Genomic DNA, 21,314 nt, shown 5'->3' on the forward strand with positions numbered 1-21,314 from the left:
CGTCGCGCCGCGCCCGTGCTGGTGTGTGCCGGCCTGCTCGCCGGCGCCATCCCCGCACACGCCCTGCCCGCCGAGGTCGACCTGACGGCATATCCGGCGGTCGATCCGGCGCCGTACCAGGTGTCCGGAGCCCATCCGAGCACCTCCGGGTGGATCTTTCGCACCCCCGCAGGCGCTCGGTGCCAGGACAGTCTGATCCCCGACCTCGGAATCGTCTGCTCCGGCCCGCTGGCGGGGACCGACGCGACGACGGTCTCGGTGTCATTGACCCACGAAGCGATGTTCAGCTCCGACATGGGGCCGGCCGGATCAACGCCGGGTTCCGAGCCGCCGCTGCTGCCGGTGGGCTCGCGTTTCGACGCGGGCAACGGCGTGGTGTGCGCCGTCCCGGACGCCGAGACGCTCGCCTGCCACGCGGCCAAGCCGGCGTCCTGGCCGGCCGACACCGCGGACCCGCCGGATCGCCACTACGGCGAGCACGGCTTCGTGACGTCGCCGGGCGGCAGTCGGGGTTACTGAGTCAGCATCTCGGTGAGCAGCTGCACCTGGGTGTCGAAGAGCATCGCGGGATCGGTCAGGGTGTCGGCGCCGTACTGGCCGAATACCTCGAGGCTGATCGCGCCGACGAGTGCCGCCCAGAGCAGGAAGCACCGGCCCAGCGTGGCATCGTCGAGCGTCACCCCGAACTCGGCCTTGAGTTTGCCGAAATCCGATGAGAGTGGTTGTGGCGCAGGCGTTGTGGGGCCAGCGATCGCGCCGGCGGCAACGGCGTCGTCGAGAATTCCGAACAGGGTCCCGATCACCCGGGTGCCGGGTCCGACGGTGCGTTCCGCGGGTGCGTGGTAGCCGGGCACCGGGCTGCCGTACAGCAGCGCCCAGCACGCGGGCTGCTCGAGCGCCCAGGTGCGGGCCGCGCGGGCGACGGCGGCCAGCTGTGTCCGCCAGTCCGGACCCGCGCTGCGGTGCGCTTCGTCGACCGCGTCGGCGAGTTCGGTGTAGGCGTCGATCAGCAGCAGCGTCAGCAGTTCGTCGCGGCTGGCCACGTAGCGGTACACGGCCGAGGACACCATGCCGAGGTCGCGGGCGACCGCCCGCAGTGACAACCCGGCGGCGCCGTCGGTGATCAGGTGGCGTCGGCCGATCTCGACGATCCGCGCCTCGACCTTCGCCCTGCTGTCCTCGCGTTTGCCCACGGCAGCCAGTGTGGCACATCAGAGAGCACTGCTCTTGAATTTCAGCCTGCGTCGTGTCACAGTTTTGAGAGCAGTGCTCTCTGCGCCGAAGATGAGGAGTTCCGACATGACCGACCGCCACACCGCCGCCCGGTACGACGTCCCGGGGCCGAGCGCACGCGCGTTCAACGCCGCGATCCGATGGCTGGCCGAGAGAGGGGTCAGCATCCAGGGCAGCACCGCGCTGCGGGTGCGGGGCCGCGCCAGCGGTGAGCCGCGTCAGGTGGTGATCAATCTGCTGACCGTCGACGGCCGCGACTATCTGGTCTCGCCGCGCGGCAACACCCAGTGGGCGCGCAACGTCCGTGCCGCGGGCGAGGTCGACATCGGCTCCCGCCGCAACGCTCGGACCCGCCGCGTCGCCGAGCTCGCCGACGACGCGAAACCGGCGCTGCTCCGGCGATATCTCGATCGGTGGTACTGGCAGGTCAAGGGCCACATCGGTGGGTTGACACCGGCCTCGACCGATGCGCAGGTGCGCGCGGTGGCGCCGTCGATCCCGGTGTTCGCGCTGTCGGACTAGGGCTGGGCGGAGACCGGCGTGATCTCGCCGGAGGCCGCCGAAATGATGTCGGCACGGGCCTCGGCGCTGGCGGTCTGCCAGGAGACGGCGGCCGGGTAGGTGCCCCACGTGCTGTTGAAGACGCCGATCAGAACGGTGCGGCCGTCAGGCGTGGTGGTGTACACCGGCCCGCCGGAGTCACCTTTGCGACTGACCACGCCGTTCGCCATCGTGAACCAGCCGTTGTTGACGGCCTCGACGGTGCCGCAGCTCTCCCCCGTCACGACGCCGAAGTGGCAGACCGGCATCCCGGCGACGGGCACCACCGCGGCATCGGTGACCAGTGCCTTGCCGCTCGGCAGCACGTTGTTGATGGTGGCCGACGGCAGCAGGTGGATGACCTCCCAGTCGGCGATCTGATGGTTGGTGTCGACGGTCATGCCGTCGGGGGTGTTGTCACGGAAGGAGCCCTGGGTGCCGATCACGGTGCCCGTCTTGTCGGTCACGGTGCCCGAGGCCCGGCAGTGCCCGGCGGTGAACGCGGTGCGGGTGGCGGGGTCGACGTAGCCGAGCGTGCACAGCACGGAGTCCTGGTGGATCTCCATGCCGGGGTGCACCAGCGGGTCGGGCTGCGCGCCGGCGGGGACGGCCGGCATCAGCAGCGCCAGCAGCGCGAGAACGGCGGACGACATGCCAACCGACATGCGATGACGCGATGACAGGCGACGCGGCAGTCTGTTCAGCACGGCCCCTCCACTCTCCCCGGGTGAGTTCTCGGCGACCGCCGCTCACGATGAGGAGGTGATTACCCCCGTGCGCTGACGGTGTAACTGGCTCATCGCGGGTCGATAACGGGGCGTTACACCCGCACGGCCGGCTCCGGCGGGGGGCGGGCCGGATCGCGCGTCAGGAATCGAAGCCGAGCCCCACCGCGTCGAGTCCGCGCAGCAGCAGGTTGCGCCGGCCGCCGTTGTGGTCGGCGCGGTCGAGTGACCAGCGGGTGGCCTGGATGCCGGCGCTGGCGATCGGCTCGGGGGGGAACGGCAGCGGCTTGCGGCGCACCATCTCCAGCTGGGTACGGGGGGTGGAGAGCCCGTCGAGCAGGTCGAGGCACACGTCGGCGGCGAAGCGGGCCGCCCCGACACCGAGGCCGGTGAACCCGTTGACGTAGGCGACCCGGCCGTCGCGCGCGGTCCCCCAGTGCGCGCAGAACCGCGTGTTCGTGTCGATCGCACCGGCCCACCGGTGGGTGAAGCGGACGTCGGACAGGGCGGGGAACGTGAGGAAGAAGTGCGCGGCCAGCCGGCGGTAACTGTCGGTGCGGTCCTCGTAGCTGGACTTGACCTTGCGCCCGAAGTGGTACACCGCGTCGTAGCCGCCCCAGACGATGCGGTTGTCCATCGTCAGGCGGTAGTAGTGGAACTGGTTGGCCGAGTCACCGATCCCCTGGCGGCGCCGCCACCCGATGCGGTCGAGTTGGTCGTCGGTGAGCGGTTCGGTGGCCAGCACGTAATCGTAGACCGGCACGGTGTGGAGGCGGTTGCGGCGCAGCAGGCTGGGAAAGACGTTGGTGGCCAACACGATCTGGCGGCAGGTGAGCACCGGGCCGTCGGTGTCGACGCGCAGCGCCGCCCCGCCGGAGTGGATCTTGCGTGCGGTGGTGTGCTCGAAGATCTCCACGCCGGCCTCCCGGCAGGCGCGGGCGAGTTCCAGTGCGAGCTTCGCGGGGTTGACGATCGCGCAGTCGTCGGCGCTGTAGAGCCCCGCCAGGTAGGTCGGCGAGTCGACCTCGGCCCGCACCGCGGCGGTGTCGAGGAACTCACCGTGGGCCGGGGCCGACTCCGAGAGCCACTCCACCTGGTGGGCTTCGGTGGCCACGGTGAGCATCCCGGTGCGCTGCCACTCGGTGTCCAGGCCGAGTTCGGCGATCTCGGCGGCCATGCCGTCGAGGTTCTCGAGGCCCATCGCCTCGAGTGCCTCGATCTCGTCAGGCCAGCGCGCCTTCCCGTTCTCGTAACCGTGGGTCAGGCTGGCGTCGACGAAACCGCCGTTGCGGCCGGAGGCGGCCCACCCGATGCGGTCGGCTTCGATGAGCACGACTCGGCGGTCGGGGTGGCGGCGCGCGGCGTGCAGCGCGCTCCACAGTCCGGTGTAGCCGCCGCCGACGACCAGCAGGTCAGCGGTCAGCGGCCCCGACAGCGGCGGGTGATGCGGACGCTGGACCGAGCCGGGGTCCAGCCACACCGAGCCCAGCGTGCTGCCGGCCAGGGACCGGTCCACGAGAGCGGGGTCGACCGGGGCGTCGAAGACTGTCTGCACACTGCGCAGACTACGGGCTGACATGGGCCTCAGGGAGCGCCCCGGGCTGGTCTGCCGGGTGCCAGCCGGGCGGACCGAAGACGTAGCCGAGCTTGTCGCGCACGCGGCGCGCCGCCCGGACGTCGCGACCGATCGCGGCGTACTCGCGGGTCTGCAACCGCCAGATGTTGAACGTGTGCACCGGCTTCGTGAGTCCGTAGCGCGGACGGAACACCTCGGGCTGGAAGGTCCGGAACAGCCGGTCCCACAGGATCAGGATGCCGCCGTAGTTGCGGTCCAGGTAGAGCTGGTCCATGCCGTGGTGCACCCGGTGATGCGACGGGGTGTTGAACACGAATTCGACGGGCCGCGGCAGCCTGCCGATCCGCTCGGTGTGGATCCAGAACTGGTAGACCAGGCTGACCGAGAAGCTGAAGAACACCATCCACGGCGGAACACCCAACAGCGGCAACGGAATCCACATCACGATCTCACCGCTGTTGTTCCACTTCTGCCGCAGTGCGGTCGCGAAGTTGAAGTACTCGCTGGAGTGGTGCGCCTGGTGGGTGGCCCAGATCAGCCGGACCCGGTGGGCGATGCGGTGATACCAGTAGAACAGCAGGTCCACCCCGAGGAGCGCGATCACCCAGGTGTACCACTGCGTCGCCGGCAGGTGCCACGGGGCCAGGTAGGTGTAGATCGCCGCGTACCCGAGCAACGCCAGGAACTTCCATGCGCCCATCGTGGCGACCGAGACCAGCCCCATCGAGATGCTCGCCCACGCATCGCGTGCCAGGTACGACCCCACGCCGGGCCGATCCTGTCGATCACCTTCTGTGACAACGTGTTCGAGCTTGCGGGCTGCCACCCACTCGATGACGAGCAGCAGCAGGAAGAACGGGATGGCGAACAGGACCGGATCCCGCATCGCGGGCGGCAGCACGGTGAGGAAACCCGCTGAGGCCACTCGAGGTCCCCTACCGGAAGCTCAGCACGTCGTCGCCCCAGGCCTGGCGAACCGGCGCGTCGAGATCGTCGACGACCGCGTCATGCCTGTCGATCACCAGTGTGGCGCGCGCGCCGTCGTAGGGGCGCCAGTGCGGCGCGGCCGCCGGTGCGCCCGGAACACCGTCGCGGGCGAAGCCGGTCCACCGGGCCCGCATGCGCCGCGACACCTCCGCGCCGGCCGCGCGGCCACCGAGCGCGAACATCGGATCCTTGCGCCCCGCGCCCAGATTGCCCCATACGAAGGGCAGCTCGGTGGCGTGGGCGGCGGGCATCCGGAGCACGCGCAGCATCGGGGTCGCGAAATCGAAGCGGTACAGGTACACGGGCGCGGTCGCCCGGTGACCGTCGGCGAACCAGATCGAGGGCATCCGGAAGCCGAGGTCACTGGCCAGCCCCAGGCCCTTGCCCGCCCGCCTCCCGCGGTACATGCCTTCGAGCTGCGCTCGCTCGGGCAGTGTCAGCTCCGGTTGTTCGGCGGCGATCTGGGCGAACATCGCCTGGATCGCATCGGCCTTGATCGGCAGGAGCGGCAGCTTCATGTAGCGGAACAGCGCCGCCTCGTTGCGGTTGGTGCCGATGATCAGCGGCACCGGGTGCGTCTGCCCGTTCTGGGCGAGCCGGATCGGATAGTCCGGCACCAGGTCGCGGTCGACGATCGGCGCGAAGGCCAGCCGACCCGGGGTGCGCACCGGGACCTCGTTGAACACCGTGCGTGACGCCTCCACGATCGCCCCGGTGGGCAGCCGGGCGAGCCGGGACAGTTCGTCACGGCCCACCCCGACGACGTCGAGGAACCGCGCTGCGATGCGGCCGGCCTGTTCGGCGTCGTAGGAGGAGGTCACCGGCGAACTCTGCGCGATCGCGGCGTGGAAGAGCCCCTTGGCCGCAGGTGCACCGAGCAGTGTGGTCACCACACCGCCGCCGGCCGATTCGCCGAACAGGGTCACCCGGCCCGGATCGCCACCGAAACCGGCGATGTTGTCCCGCACCCAGGTGAGCGCGGCGAGCACGTCGCGCAGTCCGACGTTGGTGGCGAAGCGCTCGGAATCGGCATCGAGCGCGGCGAGCTCGAGGAAGCCCAGCGCTCCGAGCCGGTAGTTGACGGTGACCACGATGACGTCGCCGTCGGCGGCGAGCCGCCCGCCGTGATAGAGCGGCTGGCTGGCCGCACCCAGGATGTAGGCCCCGCCGTGCACCCACACCATGACAGGCTTGCCGGCTCCCGGTTCGGTGCCCGACGGCGCCCAGACGTTGAGGGTGAGGAAGTCCTCGCCCTGGGGAGCGCCGAGGGGAAGGGGAATGCGCGGGTCGGTCGGCTGTGGGCAGGCCGGCCCGACACGGGAGGCGTCGCGCGGTTCCTTCCAGGCGGTCGGTGGCACCGGCGCACGCCAGCGCAGGTCGCCGACGGGCGGGGAGGCGTACGGGACCGCCTTCCAGGATGCGAACGTGCCGTCGTCGACACCGCGGACCGGCCCGTGAGTGGTGTCGACCACCGGATGACCACTCGCGGTGCTGCGGGTCTCGTCGGAGCGTGCTTCCGCGGTCATCTCAGTGGATCTCCTTCGATCGAAGGGCGCGTGGGCCCCCGGTACTCGCCCCGGTACGCCACTGTACCAGCGCTGCTCGGCGTCATCGTCCAGCTCTGCCGCTCAACACACCGCCCAGGGCCAGCAGGCTGATACCCGCCGCCACGACGATCAACAGCCCGACGCGCAACCCTGCCGCGTCGGCGACAACACCGACGATCAGAGGTGCGCCGAGGAAACCGACGCGCATCAGCCAGGTCAAGATCGTCAGACCGGTGCCGGCGCGCAGCCCGGGAAGCTCGTCGGCGGCGCGCATCGCTGCAGGCACCGCCGTCGCCACGCCGAACCCGGCCGCGGCGAATCCGGCGATGCTGCCCGGCACCGATGGAAACGCCAGCGCGGCGCCCATCCCCATCGCCGTGACCACCCCGCCGGCCCGCACCACGGCGCGGTCACCGAAACGGTCGACCAGGCGGTCGCCGATGAATCGCCCGATGCACATGGCGCCGACCAGGGCGACGTAGCCGAACGCCGCCACCGGCCCGGCGGCACCCAGGCTGTCCCGCAGGTACAGCGTCGCCCAGGAACTGCCGGCGTCCTCCACGGCGGCACCCGCGATCGCGATGCCGACCAACGCCAGCAGGACCAGATACACGGCCCCGCCCGCAGGAGCGGGGCCGCCGTGGCCGCTCGGACGGTCCTCGTGGTCGGGTCCGTGCAGCAGGAACGGATACGCCGCGGCCGCCACCGTGCAGAACAGCGCCGCTGAGAGGCCCAGGTGCACGGTCCGCGGCAGGTGCACGGCGATCGCGCCCGCGGCCATCAGCCCGCCCACCACTGCTCCCACCGCCCAGACGGCGTGCAGGGAGTTGATGATCGAGCGCCCGTATTGTCGTTGCAGCCGTAGAGCGTTCACGTTTTGCGCGACGTCGGTGATCGCGTCCGCGGCGCCGGCGACGAAGAGCGCCGCGGCGAGCGTGACGGCGCTGGGCGCAGCCGAGGCCATCACGATGAACCCCGCGAGGATCAGCGTGGTGCCGAGATTCACGCGGGCCGACTGGTAGCGCCGGATCAGCAGTGCCGCGGCGGGGCCGGCGATCAGGGCGCCCGCCGAAAATGCGGCCACCGAGCCGCCGAGCATCGCGTTCGACAGCCCCAGGTCGGTCTTGACCTCGGGCAGCCGCGGCAACAGGTTGGCGAACAGTGCACCGTTGGTGAGGAAGACGGCGCCGATCGCGATCCGGGCTCGCCGGTCGCGCGCCTGGCCGCCGTCGAGCGGGTGGGGCGCCATGGTGGCTGTGACCCTACCGGCGGACCGGGCGGTCGCTGCGACGCGGCCGTGCCGACGCGGCAAGATGGCGCGCATGTCCATGCCGATGCCCGAGGACCGTTCGTCGCTGCTCGCCCTGGCCGCCCGGTACGGCGTGGCCACCGAGTACCAGGACTGGTCGGGTCGCCACGTCGCCGTGCCCGACACGACGCTCGTGGCTGTGCTGGGCGCCCTGGGCGTCGCTGCGGGAACCGACGACGAGCGGACGGCCGCTCTGACCGCACACGACCGGGCCTACTGGGCGCGGTCGCTGCCCGCGTCGATCGTCGCGCGGGCGGCGACGGCGACGCCGTTCTGGGTGCACGTCACCCACGGCGACCCCGTGGACGTATGGCTGCAGCTCGAGGACGGCACCCGTCGCGACGGTCTGCGACAGCTCGAGAACAACCGGCCCCCTTACGATCTCGACGGCCGCCTGGTCGGCGAGGCGACCTTCGAACTGCCCGACGACCTGCCGCTCGGCTATCACCGGGTGCACTTGCGGGTCGGCGCGTTCGACACCGCCGTGACGGTGATCGTGACGCCGTCGCACATCGCCACCCCGGTGCGCATGGGTGCCCGCCGGCTCTGGGGGCTGTCCACCCAGCTCTACAGTGTGCGCTCCGAGAAGTCCTGGGGCGTCGGCGATCTGACCGATCTGACCGATCTGGCCGTGTGGTCGGCGGGACAGCACGGCGCCGGCTTCATCCTGGTCAACCCGCTGCACGCGGCCGCGCCGACACCGCCGATGGAGCCCTCGCCGTATCTGCCGACGTCGCGCCGATTCGTGAATCCGCTGTACCTGCGCGTCGAAGCCGTGCCGGAGTACGCCTACCTGCGCCACCGCGGCCGCGTGCGGAAGGCGCACGCGCGGGTGCAGGCCCGCGCCGCCCGGGCGCACAGCATCGATCGCGACCGTGCATGGGAGGCCAAACGTGCTGCGCTGCAGAGCGTTTACCTAGTTCCGTTCAGTCGCGGCCGCGAGCTCGCCTATCAGGGGTACTGCCGGCGGGAGGGAACCCCACTCGACGATTTCGCCACCTGGTGCGCGCTGTCGGAACAGTACGGGTCCGACTGGCGCGCCTGGCCGGAGGAACTGCGGCACCCGCGCAGCGAGGCGGTCGCCGCGTTCGCCGCGGAGCATTCCGCCGCGGTCGATTTCCACCGTTGGTTGCAGTGGCTGCTCGACGAGCAGCTCGCCGCGGCGCAGGCCGGCGCGGTGGGTGCGGGTATGGAGGTGGGCGTGATGGCCGACCTCGCGGTCGGGGTGGACCCCGCAGGTGCCGACGCGTGGGCGCTGCAGGACGTGTTGGCCCTCGGCGTGACCGCGGGCGCGCCGCCCGACGAGTTCAACCAGCTGGGGCAGGACTGGTCGCAGCCGCCGTGGCGACCCGACCGGCTTGCCGAGGTCGCCTACGAGCCGTTCCGCGCGCTGGTGGCCGCGGCCCTGCGCCACGCCGGCGGCGTGCGCATCGACCACATCATCGGACTGTTCCGGCTGTGGTGGATTCCCGCGGGCGTCGCGCCGACCGAAGGCACCTACGTGCGCTACGACCACGAGGCGATGATCGGGATCGTCGCGCTCGAGGCATACCGGGCGGGTGCGGTCGTCGTCGGCGAGGATCTGGGCACCGTCGAGCCCTGGGTGCGTGACTACCTGCGGGACCGGGGTCTGTTCGGCACGTCGATCCTGTGGTTCGAGGCCGGTTCCGACGGTGCGCCGCTGCCGGCCGAGCAGTGGCGGCAGGCCTGTCTGTCGGCGGTCACCACCCATGACCTACCGCCCACCGCGGGCTATCTGGTGGGCGAACACGTCCGGCTGCGTGACGAGCTGGGCCTTCTCACCCGCCCCGCCGAGCAGGAATGGGCGGCCGACCGCGCGCATCGCGACGCCTGGCTCGCGGAGTTGCGCCGGGTGGGCCTGCTCGCCGAGCAGTCGGACCCAGGTGTCGATATCGATGTCGATGAGGTCGTCATCGCCTTGCACCGTTATCTGGGTCGTAGTCCGGCGCGCCTGCTGGCGATGTCGCTGGCCGACGCCGTCGGTGAGACCCGGACCCAGAATCAACCCGGAACCACCGACGAGTACCCGAACTGGCGGGTGCCGCTGGCCGGGCCCGACGGCCGCCCGGTGCTGCTCGACGCGCTGTTCGACGACGCCCGCGCCGCGGCACTGTGCGACGTCATGCGCGCCGCGGCCGAGCTCCCGTGACCGTCACATGACACCGTCGGTCGCGGCGGCCTGTAACGCGGGCGGCCCCTGCAGCGGTTTCACAATCGTCACCGCTGCGATATGTTCGCACCGCGTCGCCGACCCGAGGAGAGAGTTGTCGTGAGAAAGCTCGCCGTGTTCAGCGGTGGCCTGGTGGCCGCCGGAACGATCGCCCTGGTCGGGGCCGGTGCCGCGCTGTCTCAGCCGGCGGGGGCGCCCAGCCCGTACAACGTGACCGGTGAGCAGTACGGTCGCGCGCTGGCGATCCTGAAGAGCCAGGGCATCAAGGCCTACTTCGGCGGTTCCCGGGGCAGCGTGCTGCCGCAGTCGGCGTGCCTCGTCGATCAGCAGAAGGTCACCAGCGGCGGCCGGATGCTGTTGTCGCTGGACTGCACGCAGGCCGCCGCCGACCAGATCAAGGCGCAGGGCCCGGTGGGCGGACCCACGGTCGGCGCCAACGGCGTGACCACCGTGACGCCGACGCCGGTCGTGCCGATCGCCGGGGCCCCCGGTGCCGGTGCTCCCGTCGCCGGAGCGCCGCAGCAGATCCCCGGCGGGCCGGCGATCCCAGGCCAGCCGCTGCCTGCCAGCTGAGCTGATTACCCGGGACCCACGGTCCCATCAACAGCGGTGTTCGTCGTAAACTCCTCGACATGCTGCGACCCCGCCGCGACGCCGCGACCGTCGACGACATCGATCCCGGGCCTGTGCAGATCCAGGCCCGTAAGGTCGACTTCGACGTCAGCGATGTTCCGCTGCACTGGATTCCGGGCCATCCGGCCGCCTCGCACGTGATCAGCGTGCTCAACCTGGTGCTGCCCGCGGGTGAGCGCTGGTTCGTGCAGACGTTCAACGAGGCGCTGCCCATGGTCACCGATCCGCATCTCGCCGACGACATCCGCGGGTTCATCGGTCAGGAGGCCACGCACGCCGACGTGCACAACGCGATCCTGCACGAGTTCATGGTCGAACGCGGCGTCGACCCGGGTCCGATCCTCGCGCAGGTCGAGCACGTCTTCTCCCGGGTGCTCGCGCCGGTCGACTCCGCCGACCCCGGCGTGCGCCTGAACCATCTCTGTGAGCGGTTGTGGCTCATCGCCGCGATCGAGCACTACACCGCGGTGATGGGCGATTTCGCGCTGAACTGCACCTGGGATGACCACGGTGCCGACCCCACGCTGACCGACCTGTTCCGCTGGCACGGCAGCGAGGAGGTCGAGCACCGCAGTGTCGCCCACGACGTCGCGACGTACTTCCACGACAGCTACCTGTCCCGCATCCGGGCGATGACGGTCGCGGCGTCCATGCTGTTCGTGTTCTTCCAGCGCACCGCGTGGTACCTGGTCAAGACCGACCCCGCGGTGACGGCGTCGTGGTGGGGTTTCAACCGGATGCGGATGCGCGACTCCAAGCTGGGCCTGCTGCCGCGCTACCGCTCGCTGTTCGGATCGAGCACTCTGACCTACTTCCGGCGCGGCTATTCCCCGGAGCAGTTCGGGTCCACCGCGCAAGCGGTCGCCTACCTGGCGAGCTCGCCGGCGGCGCGCGCGGCTCATCTGTGACGTCCGTGATCGGCAAGCATTACCGGCAGACGCCGCCCAGCGCATCGGGACGCAGCCGCCACGACCCGGTGCTGGCGCTGGCCAGCGCGGGATTCGCGCGGTTGTTCTCCGTCACCGCGACGCGCCGGATCCGTCCGCCGAGCAGGCAGGGGCGGGCGACGCTGGCGCTCACCGTGCGCGGGCGGCGGGTGGTGGCCCACGATCAGGACGTCGTCGAGTTCACGCTCGGCGCGGCCGACGGCGCCGCGCTCCCCCGCTGGTATCCGGGTGCCCATCTGGACGTGCATCTGCCGAGTGGCCGAATTCGCCAGTACTCGCTGTGCGGCGACCCGGCCGAGTCCGGCGAGTACCGCATCGCGGTGCGCCGCATCCCTGACGGCGGCGGAGGGTCGGTCGAATGCCATGACGCCCTGTCTCCCGGCGCCGTGGTGCACACCCACGGCCCGCGCAACGCGTTTCCGCTGACGGTGCCCGGGCACGGATCCCCCACCCGCCGTGTGCGATTCATCGCCGGCGGCATCGGGATCACCCCGATCCTGCCCATGCTGCGGGCGGTGCGGCACCTCGGCGTGGAGTGGTCGATGATCTACACCGGCCGCAGCCGCGACAGCCTGCCGTTCGTCGACGAGGTGGCCGCCCTCGGCGCGGCGATCCGCACCGATGATGTGAACGGATTACCCTCGGCGGCAACGCTTCTCGGTGATTGCCGGGCGGGCACCGCGGTGTACGCGTGCGGTCCGGCGCCGATGCTGACGGCAGTGCGCGCGGCGGTGGTGGACCGCGCCGACGTGGAGTTGCATTTCGAACGGTTCGCGGCAGCTCCGGTGCAGGACGGCAGCCCGTTCGACGCGAGCGTGGCGTCGACCGGTACCACGATCGCCGTGGGTGCCGAGGAGACCCTGTTGGCGGCGTTGCAGCGGGCCGGGATCTCGGCACCCTACTCGTGCCAGCAGGGATTCTGCGGCACCTGCCGGGTCCGGGTCCTCGACGGCGCGGTGGACCATCGTGACACGCTGCTCACCGACCCCGAACGGGCGGCCGGCATGATGTTGACCTGCGTGTCCCGCGGCAGCGGACCGTTGACCCTGGACCTCTAATCCCGACCGTCGACCACGGCCTCGATCAGCGCATCCAGCAGCGGCAGTTGACTTTTGAGCAGTTTCACGCGCGCTGTCTCGAGGTCCCACCAGGCGACCCGGTCGAGTTCGGGGAACTCCGCCATCCGCCCCGACCGCGGCGGCCATTCCATCGTGAACGTGTTGCTGACGGCGGCGCTGACGTCGAGGTCGCCCCGCACCGCGAACGCCGTGACGACCTTGCCGCCGGACTGACGCACCGGCGGCAGCTCGAGGCGCGGCCCGGTCGGCGCGGGCGTACCGATCTCCTCGGCGAACTCGCGTTGCGCGGCCGCCCAGGGATCTTCGCCCTCGTCGTACTCGCCTTTCGGAATCGACCATGCGCCGTCGTCCTTGCGCGCCCAGAACGGCCCGCCGGGATGGCCCAGCAGCACCTCGAGCCCGTTCTCCCCCTCTCGGTAGAGCAGGAGTCCGGCGCTGCGCGAGGGCTTGCGGGAAGACACAACCGACAATAGCCCGTGCGAGGATGGAGGCGATGACCCGTCCCACGCGGCGTATGCTCACCTCGCTGTGGTCGGCGACCACCATGGTCCCGGTCAACAGCGGCGCCGCAGCCGCCTATCGCACGCTGTTCGTGACGGTCCGCCGCCTCGTTCTCGGGCGCCGGATCACCGTTCGCCTCGACGACGGCGATCTCGCGCTGACCGTCACGCGGTTCGATTCGCGGCTCGACGTGCACGGCCTGGCGGTCGGCCAGCTCACGGACGTTCGTCTCATCGCCTCCGACATCCGTTGGCAGGGCGGCGTTCTCAACACCGCAACCGTGATCCTGCACAATGTTCACGTGCGGCCGGGCGCGCCGCCCACGCTGGTGGCCGCCCCGGTGGAGGTGACGCTCGAGGTGCCGGCACCGATGGTGGACGACCTGTTCGGGCGGGCGGCGCCGCGGCTAACCGGCGAGGTCGACGAGGACGGGGTGGCCCGCATCCGGTTTGCCCGCAGGCCCCGGTTCGGCCATGTCGAGGTCGATGTCAGCGTCGACGGTTCGACACTGTGGCTGCAGGCCCACACGGTGGCCCTGGGCACCAGGCGCTGGCGGCTGCCGGCGCGCACCCCGGCCTACCCGGTCAGGCTGCCCGAGCTGGCCCATGGCCTGACGCTGACCGGGGTCGAGTTCGCGCCCCGGGTGGTCCGGGTGACGGGCACACTGCCTCAATGGCGTGCTGAGCTCGACCGGAAACGCCTGGAGGACAGCATCACTCAGCTCAGCGTCGGCATGGTCTTGAACCTGACCCGGCTGGGCCGGTCGCGTTAGAGTCTGCTGTCGTGGTCGCTCACACCGGATACAGCCGCTACGTCGCCCTCGGCGACAGCCAGACCGAGGGACTGTGGGACGGCGACGATGCGGCGGGACTGCGGGGGTTCGCCGACCGGCTGGCCGAGCGGCTCGATGAGCTGCGGCCTGGTCTGCAGTACGCGAACCTGGCGGTGCGCGGCAACCAGATCCGCGATGTGGCGGACGTTCAACTGCCGGCAGCGGTGGCGATGGGCGCCGACCTGATCACCCTGTGCATAGGCATGAACGACATGACCCGTCCCGGAACAGGTTTCGAGCGGGCGCTGGCCCAACTCGATGAGGTGCACGGCGCGCTGGCGGCATCCGGCGCGACGGTGGTCACGACGACGTTCCCCGACCTCGCCCGGATCCTGCCGATCGGGCGTGTGCTGGGCAGCCGGGTCCTCGCGATCAACGAGGTGATCCGTTCGGCCGCCGCACGGCACGGTTTCGCGCTGGTCGACCTGTACCGGGCGCCGTCGATGACCCAACCCGACACGTGGAGCCCGGACCGGGTGCACGGTTCCCCGCGCGGGCACCAACTCTTCGCCGACGCGGCGGCTGAGGCGCTCGCCTTACCGGGCAGCTCCCCCGCCTGGGCCACCGCGGATCCGACGGCCCCCCCGCCGTCGCTGCGGTCGCGCGCCTACTCGCAGGCGCTGTGGACGCAGAACATGCTGATGCCCTGGCTGTGGAACCACCTGCGGGGCAGGTCGGTCAGCGATACCCGCGGTCCGCGACGGCCCGAACTGACCCAGCTCGTCGGCTGACCCGGGCTCAGATTCCCGTCCACGTCGTGTCGAGTTCATGCGCGACGTCGATGACCTTGGCCTTCTGCGACTCCGGGCTGTCGATCTCACCCGCGACGTGCGCCGCGATGAACCGCCTGATCTCGGCGTCCACACCGCCGATGATGCGCACCACTTCGCCCCGCAGCGATTTCGATGTCACATGGATCGCGATGTCGCTGGCACGCGGCTTCTCGACGTCGATGATCAGCAGCAGCGGTTCGGCGGCGCGGGCCACAGCGCGCAGCGAGATCTCGCCGAACACCATGAACCTGGGCTTGTCGATGCGCAGATCGACCACCATGTCGATCTCGAGCGGGATACGGATCGCGAACGTGATCTCCTCGGCCACGCGGCGGTTCACCCGTGGCGTCAAGATGCGCACCTTGGCCGTCACCTTGGCCAGCCGGCCAGGCCCCTGGGCGATCGGTCCCATCTCGAAGGCGTCGCCGGCGATCTGCCCGATCGCCTCGCCCACCCGTTCTTCGGTCACCGCGACCTCGAAGAACCGACGGCCGAACTCTTCGTAGCTCATGTACGTCGTGGCAGCGCGGGAGGTGGTGTCCATGGTCCTGCTACGTTCTCACGTTCGCCGCGCCGGAGGCGACAACACCGCCGTTCTGGGGCTCAGTCGGTGTCGGTGAAGATGCGCAGCCGGCTCAGCTGTGCGCGGGAGGCTCCGCGGGCCCGGTACTCCCCGATCAGGATCGCGGGGCGGTCGGCGGTATGCACCCGGGCCACGACGGATCGACCGGAGCGGATTCGTTTGTCCCAGCGGGCACCCGAGAGCAGCCGGGCGAGGTCGGAGGCGGTCCGCGGTTCGTCGTCCCCGGCGGTCATCACCACGCCCGCGGTGCGGCGCCGCAGCCCCACCTCGTCACCGGCGCAGGCATCCTCGAGTACCCGCGCAAAGGCTTTTCCGGCGCCGCTGCCCGTGCCCTCGAACCCGCGTAGGAAGGCGACACTGCCGCCGACGCCCTGGTGGGTGGCCATCGCGCGACCCAAGGTCAGGCCGGCGGACAACGCCCCGAAGCCGCCGCGCAGGAACCGGCGGATCATCGCGGGCAGTTCCCAGTAGGCGGACAGTCCCGCGATCCGGAGCCCGTCCGGGGTGTGCGCCATGTCGTAGCGGATGTACGTGGGCACGTGCATGGTCAGCGTCGGCGACATCCGCACCGCCAGGGTGAGGTCGCGCAGCACCGTGGTGCCGACAACCAGGTCGGCGTCGAGGTCGTAGGTGATCTCGCGCGGGCCGATGAACGTGTCGTAGAAGTGCCCGATCGCGGCGCGGCCGCGGTGGGGCGCCGAGCCGACGGGGTCCTCGACTCTGCCGTCGGCGGCGAACAGTCCGAGCCAGCCGGAGCGGTCGTGCGCGCCGGCGGCGGCCAGGGAACGCTGGGCGGCCGACAGGACGTCGGCACGCGAAGAGGCCATACGGTTGCCTACCACTCGCCGGCACCGGCAGTCGACTGACCCCGCCGGCACAGGCACACTGGAGGCATCTGCTGTGCGCGTCACAGCCTGCGAGGAGGCGACCATGAGCGGTAACGGACCTTTCGGCTTCGATCCGGAGGACTTCGACCGGGTGATCCGCGACGCCGGCGAGGGTTTGCGGGATGCACTCGGCAAGTTCATGACGACGTCGGGCGAGCGCGCCGGCTGGTCGGTGCTGTTCGACGACCTCGCTCGCGGCGGGCGGCCGCGCCGGCCCGAGACAGCCGGCGAGACCGGTGACGGCGTGTGGGCGATCTTCACCGTCGACGCGGCCGGCGGCGCACACATCGAGCAGGTGTTCCCCACCGAACTCGATGCTCTGCGCGCCAACAAGGACAACACCGACCCGACGCGTCGGGTCCGCTTCCTTCCCTACGGCATCGCGGTCAGCGTGCTGGACGCCTCTCGACAGGACGCGGCGGCCGACGTCGAGCCCGGCACGGGCGGCGACACGGCGGAGTGAGGCAGGCGTTTCACATCTGTGACGCGTAGCGCACCGGCGGCGATGTAGTTAGCGGCACCACACTGACTTGATCTACTGTGTGTCCGATGAGAAGTTATACCGGCTAAGTTACTATCGCCGGAATACCGCACGAGGCCAGGGAATACATTGCGCGGCACGGGCCGGGAGCAGATCGGGAGACGCAGGTCGTGATGAAGGTTGCCAGGAAGGTGTGGCTACCGCTGCTGATCGTGTTCGTCGTGGTCGTCGCCGGTCTGACCGTCTCCCGGATCCGGACGTTCTTCGGTTCCGAGGGCATCATCGAGACGCCGCGCAACTTCGCCGACCTGCCCGAGCCGTTCGATCCCAAGGTGGTCCGCTACGAGATCACCGGCACCGGCAGCTACGCCGACATCAACTATCTCGATCTCGACGCCAAGCCGCAGCGCGTGGACAACGCGGCGTTGCCGTGGTCGCTGACCCTGTCGACGACCGAGCCGTCCGCGGCCCCGAACATCGTGGCTCAGGGTGACGGCAGTTCGATCACGTGCCGGATCCTGGTCGACGACGAGTTGCGTGACGAGAAGACGACCACCGGGCTCAACGCTCAGACCTTCTGCTTCGTGAAGTCCGCATGAGCGCACCCGTTCACGACGCCCCGACCGACGCCCACCCGCCTTCTCGTCCGCACCGGCCGCTCATCCCGCGACTGATCCGCACGCTGGCGCTGCCGATCGTGCTCGGCTGGGTCGCGGTGATCATCATCTTGAACACCGTCGTCCCGCAGCTCGAGGTCGTCGGACAGCAGCGCGCGGTGTCGATGAGCCCCGACGACGCGCCGTCGCTGATCTCGATGAAGAAGGTCGGTGAGGCGTTCGAGGAGGGCGACTCCGACAGCTCGGTGATGATCGTCTTCGAGAGCGACAAACCGCTGGGCGACGAGGCCCACGCCTGGTACGACCAGATGGTCACGAAGCTCGAGGCCGACACCACGCACGTGCAGTCGGTGCAGGACTTCTGGAGTGATCCGCTCACCGCGGCCGGGTCGACCAGCAATGACGGCAAGGCCGCCTACGTCCAGGTGAAGATCGCCGGTAACCAGGGCGAATCGCTGGCCAACGAATCGGTCGAGGCGGTCCAGAAGATCGTCGAATCCGTGCCTCCGCCGCCGGGCGTGAAGGCCTACGTGACGGGGCCCGCCGCGTTGGCGGCCGATCAGCACATCGCCGGTGACCGCAGCATGAGGATGATCGAGGCGGCCACGTTCACCGTCATCATCATCATGTTGCTGCTGGTGTACCGCTCCATCGTCACGGTGCTGATCACCCTGGCGATGGTGGTGCTGGCGTTGGCGACCGCGCGTGGGCTGGTGGCCTTCCTCGGCTACCACGAGATCATCGGCCTCTCCACGTTCGCCACGAACCTGCTCGTCACGCTCGCGATAGCCGCGGCCACCGATTACGCCATCTTCCTTATAGGTCGCTATCAGGAGGCGCGCAGTGTCGGCGAAGACAAAGAGACCGCCTTCTACACGATGTTCCACGGCACCGCGCACGTCGTGCTCGGATCGGGCCTGACGATCGCCGGTGCGACGTTCTGCCTCAGCTTCACCCGGCTGCCCTACTTCCAGACCCTGGGTGTGCCGCTGGCCATCGGCATGGTGATCGTGGTGCTCGCCGGCGTCGTGCTGATGGTGGCGATCATCTCGCTGGCCACCCGCTTCGGCCTGCTCGAACCCAAGCGCGCCATGCGCATCCGCGGCTGGCGCAAGATCGGCGCCGCGATCGTGCGCTGGCCGGGCCCGATCCTGGTGGGCGCCATTGCGCTGTCGCTGGTGGGCTTGCTGACGCTGCCCGGCTATCAGACCAACTACAACGACCGGAACTATCTGCCCGCCGATCTGCCGGCCAACGAGGGTTACGCCGCCGCCGACCGGCACTTCTCGCAGGCCCGGTTGAATCCGGAACTGCTGATGATCCAAAGCGATCACGACCTGCGCAATTCGGCGGACTTCCTGGTCATCGACAAGATCGCCAAGGCGCTGTTCCGGGTCGAGGGCATCGCCCGTGTGCAGGCCATCACCCGGCCCGACGGCAAGCCGATCAAGCACACGTCGATCCCGTTCCAGATGAGCATGCAGGGCACCACCCAGCGGCTGAACCAGAAGTACATGCAGGACCGGATGGCCGACATGCTCGATCAGGCCGCCGAGATGGACAAGACCATCGCCACGATGGAGAAGATGTCCGGCCTGACCAAGCAGATGTCGGAAGTCACCCACTCCATGGTCACCAAGATGAAGGGCATGTACGTCGACATCGAGGCGCTGCGTGACAGCATCGCGAACTTCGACGACTTCTTCCGGCCGATCCGCAACTACTTCTACTGGGAACCGCACTGCTACAACATCCCGGTGTGCTGGGCGATCCGCTCGGTGTTCGACACGCTCGACGGCATCAACGTGATGAGCGACGACTTCCGGGAGATCATCCCGGAGATGGAGCGGCTGGACACCCTGATGCCGCAGATGGTCGCGTTGATGCCCGAGATGATCTCCACGATGAAGACCATGAAGTCCATGATGCTGACGATGTATCAGTCGCAAAAGGGCATGCAGGACCAGATGGCGGCGCAACAAGAGGATGCCGACGCCATGGGCGAGGCGTTCGACGACTCGATGAACGACGACTCGTTCTATCTGCCCCCGGAGATCTTCGACAACAAGGATTTCCAGCGCGGCCTGGAGCAGTTCCTGTCCCCCGACGGCAAATCGGTGCGGTTCATCATCGCCCACGAGGGTGACCCGCTGACTCCCGAAGGCATCGCGCGGATCGACAAGATCCGCAACGCCGCGAAGGAGGCGATCAAGGGCACCCCGCTGGAGGGCTCGACGATCTACCTCGGTGGTACCGCGGCCACCTTCAAGGACATGAAGGACGGCAACAACTACGACCTGTTGATCGCAGGCATCTCCGCACTGGGGCTGATCTTCATCATCATGTTGATCCTGACCCGCGCCATCGTCGCGTCGGCGGTCATCGTCGGCACGGTGGTGATCTCGCTGGGCGCCTCGTTCGGGCTGTCGGTGCTGTTCTGGCAGCACATCCTGGGTCAGCCGCTGCACTGGATGGTGCTGGCGATGGCGGTGATCATCCTCCTGGCCGTCGGCGCCGACTACAACCTGCTGCTGGTCTCCCGGTTGAAGGAGGAGATCCACGCGGGCATCGGCACCGGCATCATCCGCGCGATGGGCGGCAGCGGTTCCGTCGTCACGGCCGCGGGATTGGTGTTCGCGCTTACGATGATGTCGATGGCGGTCAGTGAGCTGACCATCATCGGGCAGGTCGGTACGACGATCGGGCTGGGGCTGCTGTTCGACACGTTGGTGATCCGAGCGTTCATGACGCCCGCGATCGCGGCGCTGATGGGCCCGTGGTTCTGGTGGCCGCAACGGGTGCGACGGCGTCCCGTTCCGGCGCCGTGGCCGAGACCCGGTGGCTTGCAGAGTGATCCGGCAGAAGGAGTGAGGACATGAGACGAGTTCTGATGGGGATCGCTGCGGCGGCGTTGACGGTCGGGGCGATGGGTGCCGCGGCACCCGCGATGGCCGACCCGGACACCGACTTCGCCAACGAGCTGCACGTCTACGGGATCTACGGGCAGAAGGACTACAACGCCTGGATCGGCAAGATCATGTGCAAGCGGCTCTACACCGGGGTGGACCCCGATGTGTTCGCCACGGCGCGCTTCATCCAGATGAACATGGAGAAGGGCACCACCACCGAACAGACCTACCAGTTCATCGGCGCGGGTCTGCGCACCTATTGCCCGGAGAAATTGTCGGTTCTGGACGCCGCCCGCCAGCCATGACGTCGACCACCCGCAGACGGTTCAACGAGGCCGTCACGGGGTTCTGGGGTTTCGCCGCACCGATCTACGACACCGCGGTGGTGCAGCGGTGGGTCTACCGACCGGCCCAGGATGAGGTGATCGCGCTTCTGCAGGCGCACGGCTCTCATCTGATCGCTGACATCGGTTGCGGCACAGGCATTCTCGCTGACCGGATCGCCCGGGAAGTCCAGGGCGCTCGCGTCACCGGGGTCGACATGTCCGACGGCATGCTGGCCGAGGCGCGCCGCCGCTCCAGTGCGGTGCAGTGGGTACGGGCGCCCGCCGAGCAGCTGCCGTTCGCCGACGGCAGCCTCGACGCGGTGGTGAGCACGTCGGCGTTCCACTGGTTCAATCAGCCTGCGGCGCTGCGGGAGTTCCACCGGGTGCTCGCGCCCGGTGGTGTCGCGGCGGTGGCGACGCTGAGCCCGCGCCGGCTGGTGCCGGTCGATCTGTTGCCCGCGGTGCGCCTGCCGGCCTACGACGCGCCGGACCCGGCGGCGATGCGGCGGCTGTTCACCGACGCCGGCTTCACCGTCGCCGATCAGCACCGTGTGCGCCGCCCGGTGTGGACGCAGGTGTTCTCCGATCTGATCACCGTCGGCGAGGTATCCCCACAGCCGAATTGATCCCCAGGTGTT

General features: G+C 69.6%; 22 protein-coding genes. 13 read left to right on the plus strand and 9 right to left on the minus strand.

The window, feature by feature from the left end:
• Nucleotides 1–81: 81 nt before the first annotated feature.
• Nucleotides 82–519: a hypothetical protein gene (locus tag MHN84_RS22140; protein WP_241206702.1), complete on the plus strand. Its 438-nt coding sequence runs from the start codon at nucleotides 82–84 to the stop codon at nucleotides 517–519.
• Here MHN84_RS22140 and MHN84_RS22145 read toward each other — a convergent pair.
• Nucleotides 513–1,193, minus strand: coding sequence for a TetR/AcrR family transcriptional regulator (locus tag MHN84_RS22145; RefSeq protein ID WP_241206665.1), 681 nt, complete (start codon nucleotides 1,191–1,193; stop codon nucleotides 513–515). The genes MHN84_RS22140 and MHN84_RS22145 overlap by 7 nt on opposite strands.
• A 106-nt stretch (nucleotides 1,194–1,299) precedes the next feature.
• Here MHN84_RS22145 and MHN84_RS22150 point away from each other — a divergent pair, with 106 nt between their 5' ends.
• A complete protein-coding gene (locus MHN84_RS22150; RefSeq protein WP_241206666.1) occupies nucleotides 1,300–1,755 on the plus strand; it encodes a nitroreductase/quinone reductase family protein in 456 nt (151 codons plus the stop codon).
• On the opposite strand, the gene MHN84_RS22155 is transcribed toward MHN84_RS22150, so the two are convergent.
• The 5 genes from MHN84_RS22155 to MHN84_RS22175 all read right to left on the minus strand — a co-directional run bounded on the left by MHN84_RS22155 (nucleotide 1,752) and on the right by MHN84_RS22175 (nucleotide 7,857).
• Nucleotides 1,752–2,426 (minus strand): S1 family peptidase, encoded by a 675-nt coding sequence (locus MHN84_RS22155; protein ID WP_241206667.1) that lies wholly within the window; start codon nucleotides 2,424–2,426, stop codon nucleotides 1,752–1,754. The two genes, MHN84_RS22150 and MHN84_RS22155, sit on opposite strands and share 4 nt — an antisense overlap.
• Nucleotides 2,427–2,640: 214 nt before the next feature.
• A complete protein-coding gene (locus MHN84_RS22160) occupies nucleotides 2,641–4,053 on the minus strand; it encodes an FAD-dependent oxidoreductase (RefSeq protein ID WP_241206668.1) in 1,413 nt (470 codons plus the stop codon).
• Between the two features lie 10 nt (nucleotides 4,054–4,063).
• On the minus strand, nucleotides 4,064–4,960 hold the full coding sequence (locus tag MHN84_RS22165) for a sterol desaturase family protein (RefSeq protein WP_241206703.1): 897 nt from the start codon (nucleotides 4,958–4,960) through the stop codon (nucleotides 4,064–4,066).
• 49 nt (nucleotides 4,961–5,009) lie between these two features.
• Nucleotides 5,010–6,587 carry a carboxylesterase/lipase family protein gene (locus tag MHN84_RS22170; protein ID WP_241206669.1) on the minus strand — a complete coding sequence of 526 codons (1,578 nt, stop codon included), beginning with the start codon at nucleotides 6,585–6,587 and terminating at the stop codon, nucleotides 5,010–5,012.
• An 82-nt stretch (nucleotides 6,588–6,669) separates the two neighbouring features.
• Complete coding sequence (locus MHN84_RS22175) at nucleotides 6,670–7,857, minus strand: MFS transporter (RefSeq protein ID WP_241206670.1); 1,188 nt, start codon at nucleotides 7,855–7,857, stop codon at nucleotides 6,670–6,672.
• Between the two features lie 85 nt (nucleotides 7,858–7,942).
• Here MHN84_RS22175 and malQ point away from each other — a divergent pair, with 85 nt between their 5' ends.
• From malQ to MHN84_RS22195, 4 genes are all read left to right on the plus strand, one after another.
• The gene (gene malQ / locus MHN84_RS22180; protein WP_374238403.1) at nucleotides 7,943–10,087 is read left to right on the plus strand and encodes a 4-alpha-glucanotransferase; all 2,145 of its coding nucleotides are present in this window, start codon (nucleotides 7,943–7,945) and stop codon (nucleotides 10,085–10,087) included.
• A gap of 120 nt (nucleotides 10,088–10,207) precedes the next feature.
• On the plus strand, nucleotides 10,208–10,681 hold the full coding sequence (locus MHN84_RS22185; RefSeq protein WP_241206672.1) for a hypothetical protein: 474 nt from the start codon (nucleotides 10,208–10,210) through the stop codon (nucleotides 10,679–10,681).
• 59 nt (nucleotides 10,682–10,740) lie between these two features.
• The gene (locus MHN84_RS22190; RefSeq protein WP_241206673.1) at nucleotides 10,741–11,649 is read left to right on the plus strand and encodes a metal-dependent hydrolase; all 909 of its coding nucleotides are present in this window, start codon (nucleotides 10,741–10,743) and stop codon (nucleotides 11,647–11,649) included.
• Entirely contained in the window at nucleotides 11,646–12,746 is a 1,101-nt protein-coding gene (locus tag MHN84_RS22195) for a PDR/VanB family oxidoreductase (protein ID WP_241206674.1), read from the plus strand. Before MHN84_RS22190 ends, MHN84_RS22195 begins: the two co-directional genes overlap by 4 nt.
• Here the strand turns inward: MHN84_RS22195 and MHN84_RS22200 are convergent.
• On the minus strand, nucleotides 12,743–13,228 hold the full coding sequence (locus MHN84_RS22200; RefSeq protein WP_241206675.1) for an NUDIX domain-containing protein: 486 nt from the start codon (nucleotides 13,226–13,228) through the stop codon (nucleotides 12,743–12,745). The genes MHN84_RS22195 and MHN84_RS22200 overlap by 4 nt on opposite strands.
• A gap of 32 nt (nucleotides 13,229–13,260) precedes the next feature.
• On the opposite strand from MHN84_RS22200, the gene MHN84_RS22205 reads away from it, so the two are divergent.
• Entirely contained in the window at nucleotides 13,261–14,040 is a 780-nt protein-coding gene (locus MHN84_RS22205) for a hypothetical protein (RefSeq protein ID WP_241206676.1), read from the plus strand.
• A gap of 11 nt (nucleotides 14,041–14,051) precedes the next feature.
• Nucleotides 14,052–14,831, plus strand: coding sequence for an SGNH/GDSL hydrolase family protein (locus MHN84_RS22210; protein WP_241206677.1), 780 nt, complete (start codon nucleotides 14,052–14,054; stop codon nucleotides 14,829–14,831).
• A gap of 7 nt (nucleotides 14,832–14,838) precedes the next feature.
• Here MHN84_RS22210 and MHN84_RS22215 read toward each other — a convergent pair whose 3' ends face one another.
• The gene (locus tag MHN84_RS22215; protein ID WP_241206678.1) at nucleotides 14,839–15,417 is read right to left on the minus strand and encodes a hypothetical protein; all 579 of its coding nucleotides are present in this window, start codon (nucleotides 15,415–15,417) and stop codon (nucleotides 14,839–14,841) included.
• Nucleotides 15,418–15,476: 59 nt separating this feature from the next.
• Nucleotides 15,477–16,283 (minus strand): nuclear transport factor 2 family protein, encoded by an 807-nt coding sequence (locus MHN84_RS22220; protein ID WP_241206679.1) that lies wholly within the window; start codon nucleotides 16,281–16,283, stop codon nucleotides 15,477–15,479.
• A gap of 103 nt (nucleotides 16,284–16,386) precedes the next feature.
• On the opposite strand from MHN84_RS22220, the gene MHN84_RS22225 reads away from it, so the two are divergent.
• From MHN84_RS22225 to MHN84_RS22245, 5 genes are all read left to right on the plus strand, one after another.
• Nucleotides 16,387–16,806 carry a hypothetical protein gene (locus MHN84_RS22225; protein ID WP_241206680.1) on the plus strand — a complete coding sequence of 140 codons (420 nt, stop codon included), beginning with the start codon at nucleotides 16,387–16,389 and terminating at the stop codon, nucleotides 16,804–16,806.
• 191 nt (nucleotides 16,807–16,997) lie between these two features.
• On the plus strand, nucleotides 16,998–17,423 hold the full coding sequence (locus tag MHN84_RS22230) for an MmpS family protein (protein ID WP_255730777.1): 426 nt from the start codon (nucleotides 16,998–17,000) through the stop codon (nucleotides 17,421–17,423).
• Nucleotides 17,420–20,320, plus strand: a complete 2,901-nt coding sequence (locus MHN84_RS22235) for an RND family transporter (protein WP_241206682.1) — start codon at nucleotides 17,420–17,422, stop codon at nucleotides 20,318–20,320. The genes MHN84_RS22230 and MHN84_RS22235 overlap by 4 nt, the downstream gene beginning before the upstream one ends.
• Nucleotides 20,317–20,655: a DUF732 domain-containing protein gene (locus MHN84_RS22240; RefSeq protein WP_241206683.1), complete on the plus strand. Its 339-nt coding sequence runs from the start codon at nucleotides 20,317–20,319 to the stop codon at nucleotides 20,653–20,655. Before MHN84_RS22235 ends, MHN84_RS22240 begins: the two co-directional genes overlap by 4 nt.
• Nucleotides 20,652–21,302, plus strand: coding sequence for a class I SAM-dependent methyltransferase (locus tag MHN84_RS22245; RefSeq protein WP_241206684.1), 651 nt, complete (start codon nucleotides 20,652–20,654; stop codon nucleotides 21,300–21,302). Before MHN84_RS22240 ends, MHN84_RS22245 begins: the two co-directional genes overlap by 4 nt.
• Nucleotides 21,303–21,314 lie beyond the last annotated feature (12 nt).

Source organism: Mycobacterium sp. PSTR-4-N (assembly GCF_022348085.1).
Classification (GTDB): Bacteria; Actinomycetota; Actinomycetes; order Mycobacteriales; family Mycobacteriaceae; genus Mycobacterium.

Excerpts from the sequence above, each read along its gene's own strand:
- MHN84_RS22150 (WP_241206666.1), top strand. The coding sequence starts at position 1,300 with ATGACCGACCGCCACACCGCCGCCCGGTACGACGTCCCGGGGCCGAGC.
- MHN84_RS22155 (WP_241206667.1), bottom strand. The coding sequence starts at position 2,426 with ATGTCGTCCGCCGTTCTCGCGCTGCTGGCGCTGCTGATGCCGGCCGTC.
- MHN84_RS22165 (WP_241206703.1), bottom strand. The coding sequence starts at position 4,960 with ATGCGGGATCCGGTCCTGTTCGCCATCCCGTTCTTCCTGCTGCTGCTC.
- MHN84_RS22170 (WP_241206669.1), bottom strand. The coding sequence starts at position 6,587 with ATGACCGCGGAAGCACGCTCCGACGAGACCCGCAGCACCGCGAGTGGT.
- MHN84_RS22175 (WP_241206670.1), bottom strand. The coding sequence starts at position 7,857 with ATGGCGCCCCACCCGCTCGACGGCGGCCAGGCGCGCGACCGGCGAGCC.
- malQ (WP_374238403.1), top strand. The coding sequence starts at position 7,943 with ATGCCCGAGGACCGTTCGTCGCTGCTCGCCCTGGCCGCCCGGTACGGC.
- MHN84_RS22190 (WP_241206673.1), top strand. The coding sequence starts at position 10,741 with ATGCTGCGACCCCGCCGCGACGCCGCGACCGTCGACGACATCGATCCC.
- MHN84_RS22205 (WP_241206676.1), top strand. The coding sequence starts at position 13,261 with ATGACCCGTCCCACGCGGCGTATGCTCACCTCGCTGTGGTCGGCGACC.
- MHN84_RS22215 (WP_241206678.1), bottom strand. The coding sequence starts at position 15,417 with ATGGACACCACCTCCCGCGCTGCCACGACGTACATGAGCTACGAAGAG.
- MHN84_RS22220 (WP_241206679.1), bottom strand. The coding sequence starts at position 16,283 with ATGGCCTCTTCGCGTGCCGACGTCCTGTCGGCCGCCCAGCGTTCCCTG.
- MHN84_RS22225 (WP_241206680.1), top strand. The coding sequence starts at position 16,387 with ATGAGCGGTAACGGACCTTTCGGCTTCGATCCGGAGGACTTCGACCGG.
- MHN84_RS22230 (WP_255730777.1), top strand. The coding sequence starts at position 16,998 with ATGAAGGTTGCCAGGAAGGTGTGGCTACCGCTGCTGATCGTGTTCGTC.
- MHN84_RS22235 (WP_241206682.1), top strand. The coding sequence starts at position 17,420 with ATGAGCGCACCCGTTCACGACGCCCCGACCGACGCCCACCCGCCTTCT.
- MHN84_RS22240 (WP_241206683.1), top strand. The coding sequence starts at position 20,317 with ATGAGACGAGTTCTGATGGGGATCGCTGCGGCGGCGTTGACGGTCGGG.
- MHN84_RS22245 (WP_241206684.1), top strand. The coding sequence starts at position 20,652 with ATGACGTCGACCACCCGCAGACGGTTCAACGAGGCCGTCACGGGGTTC.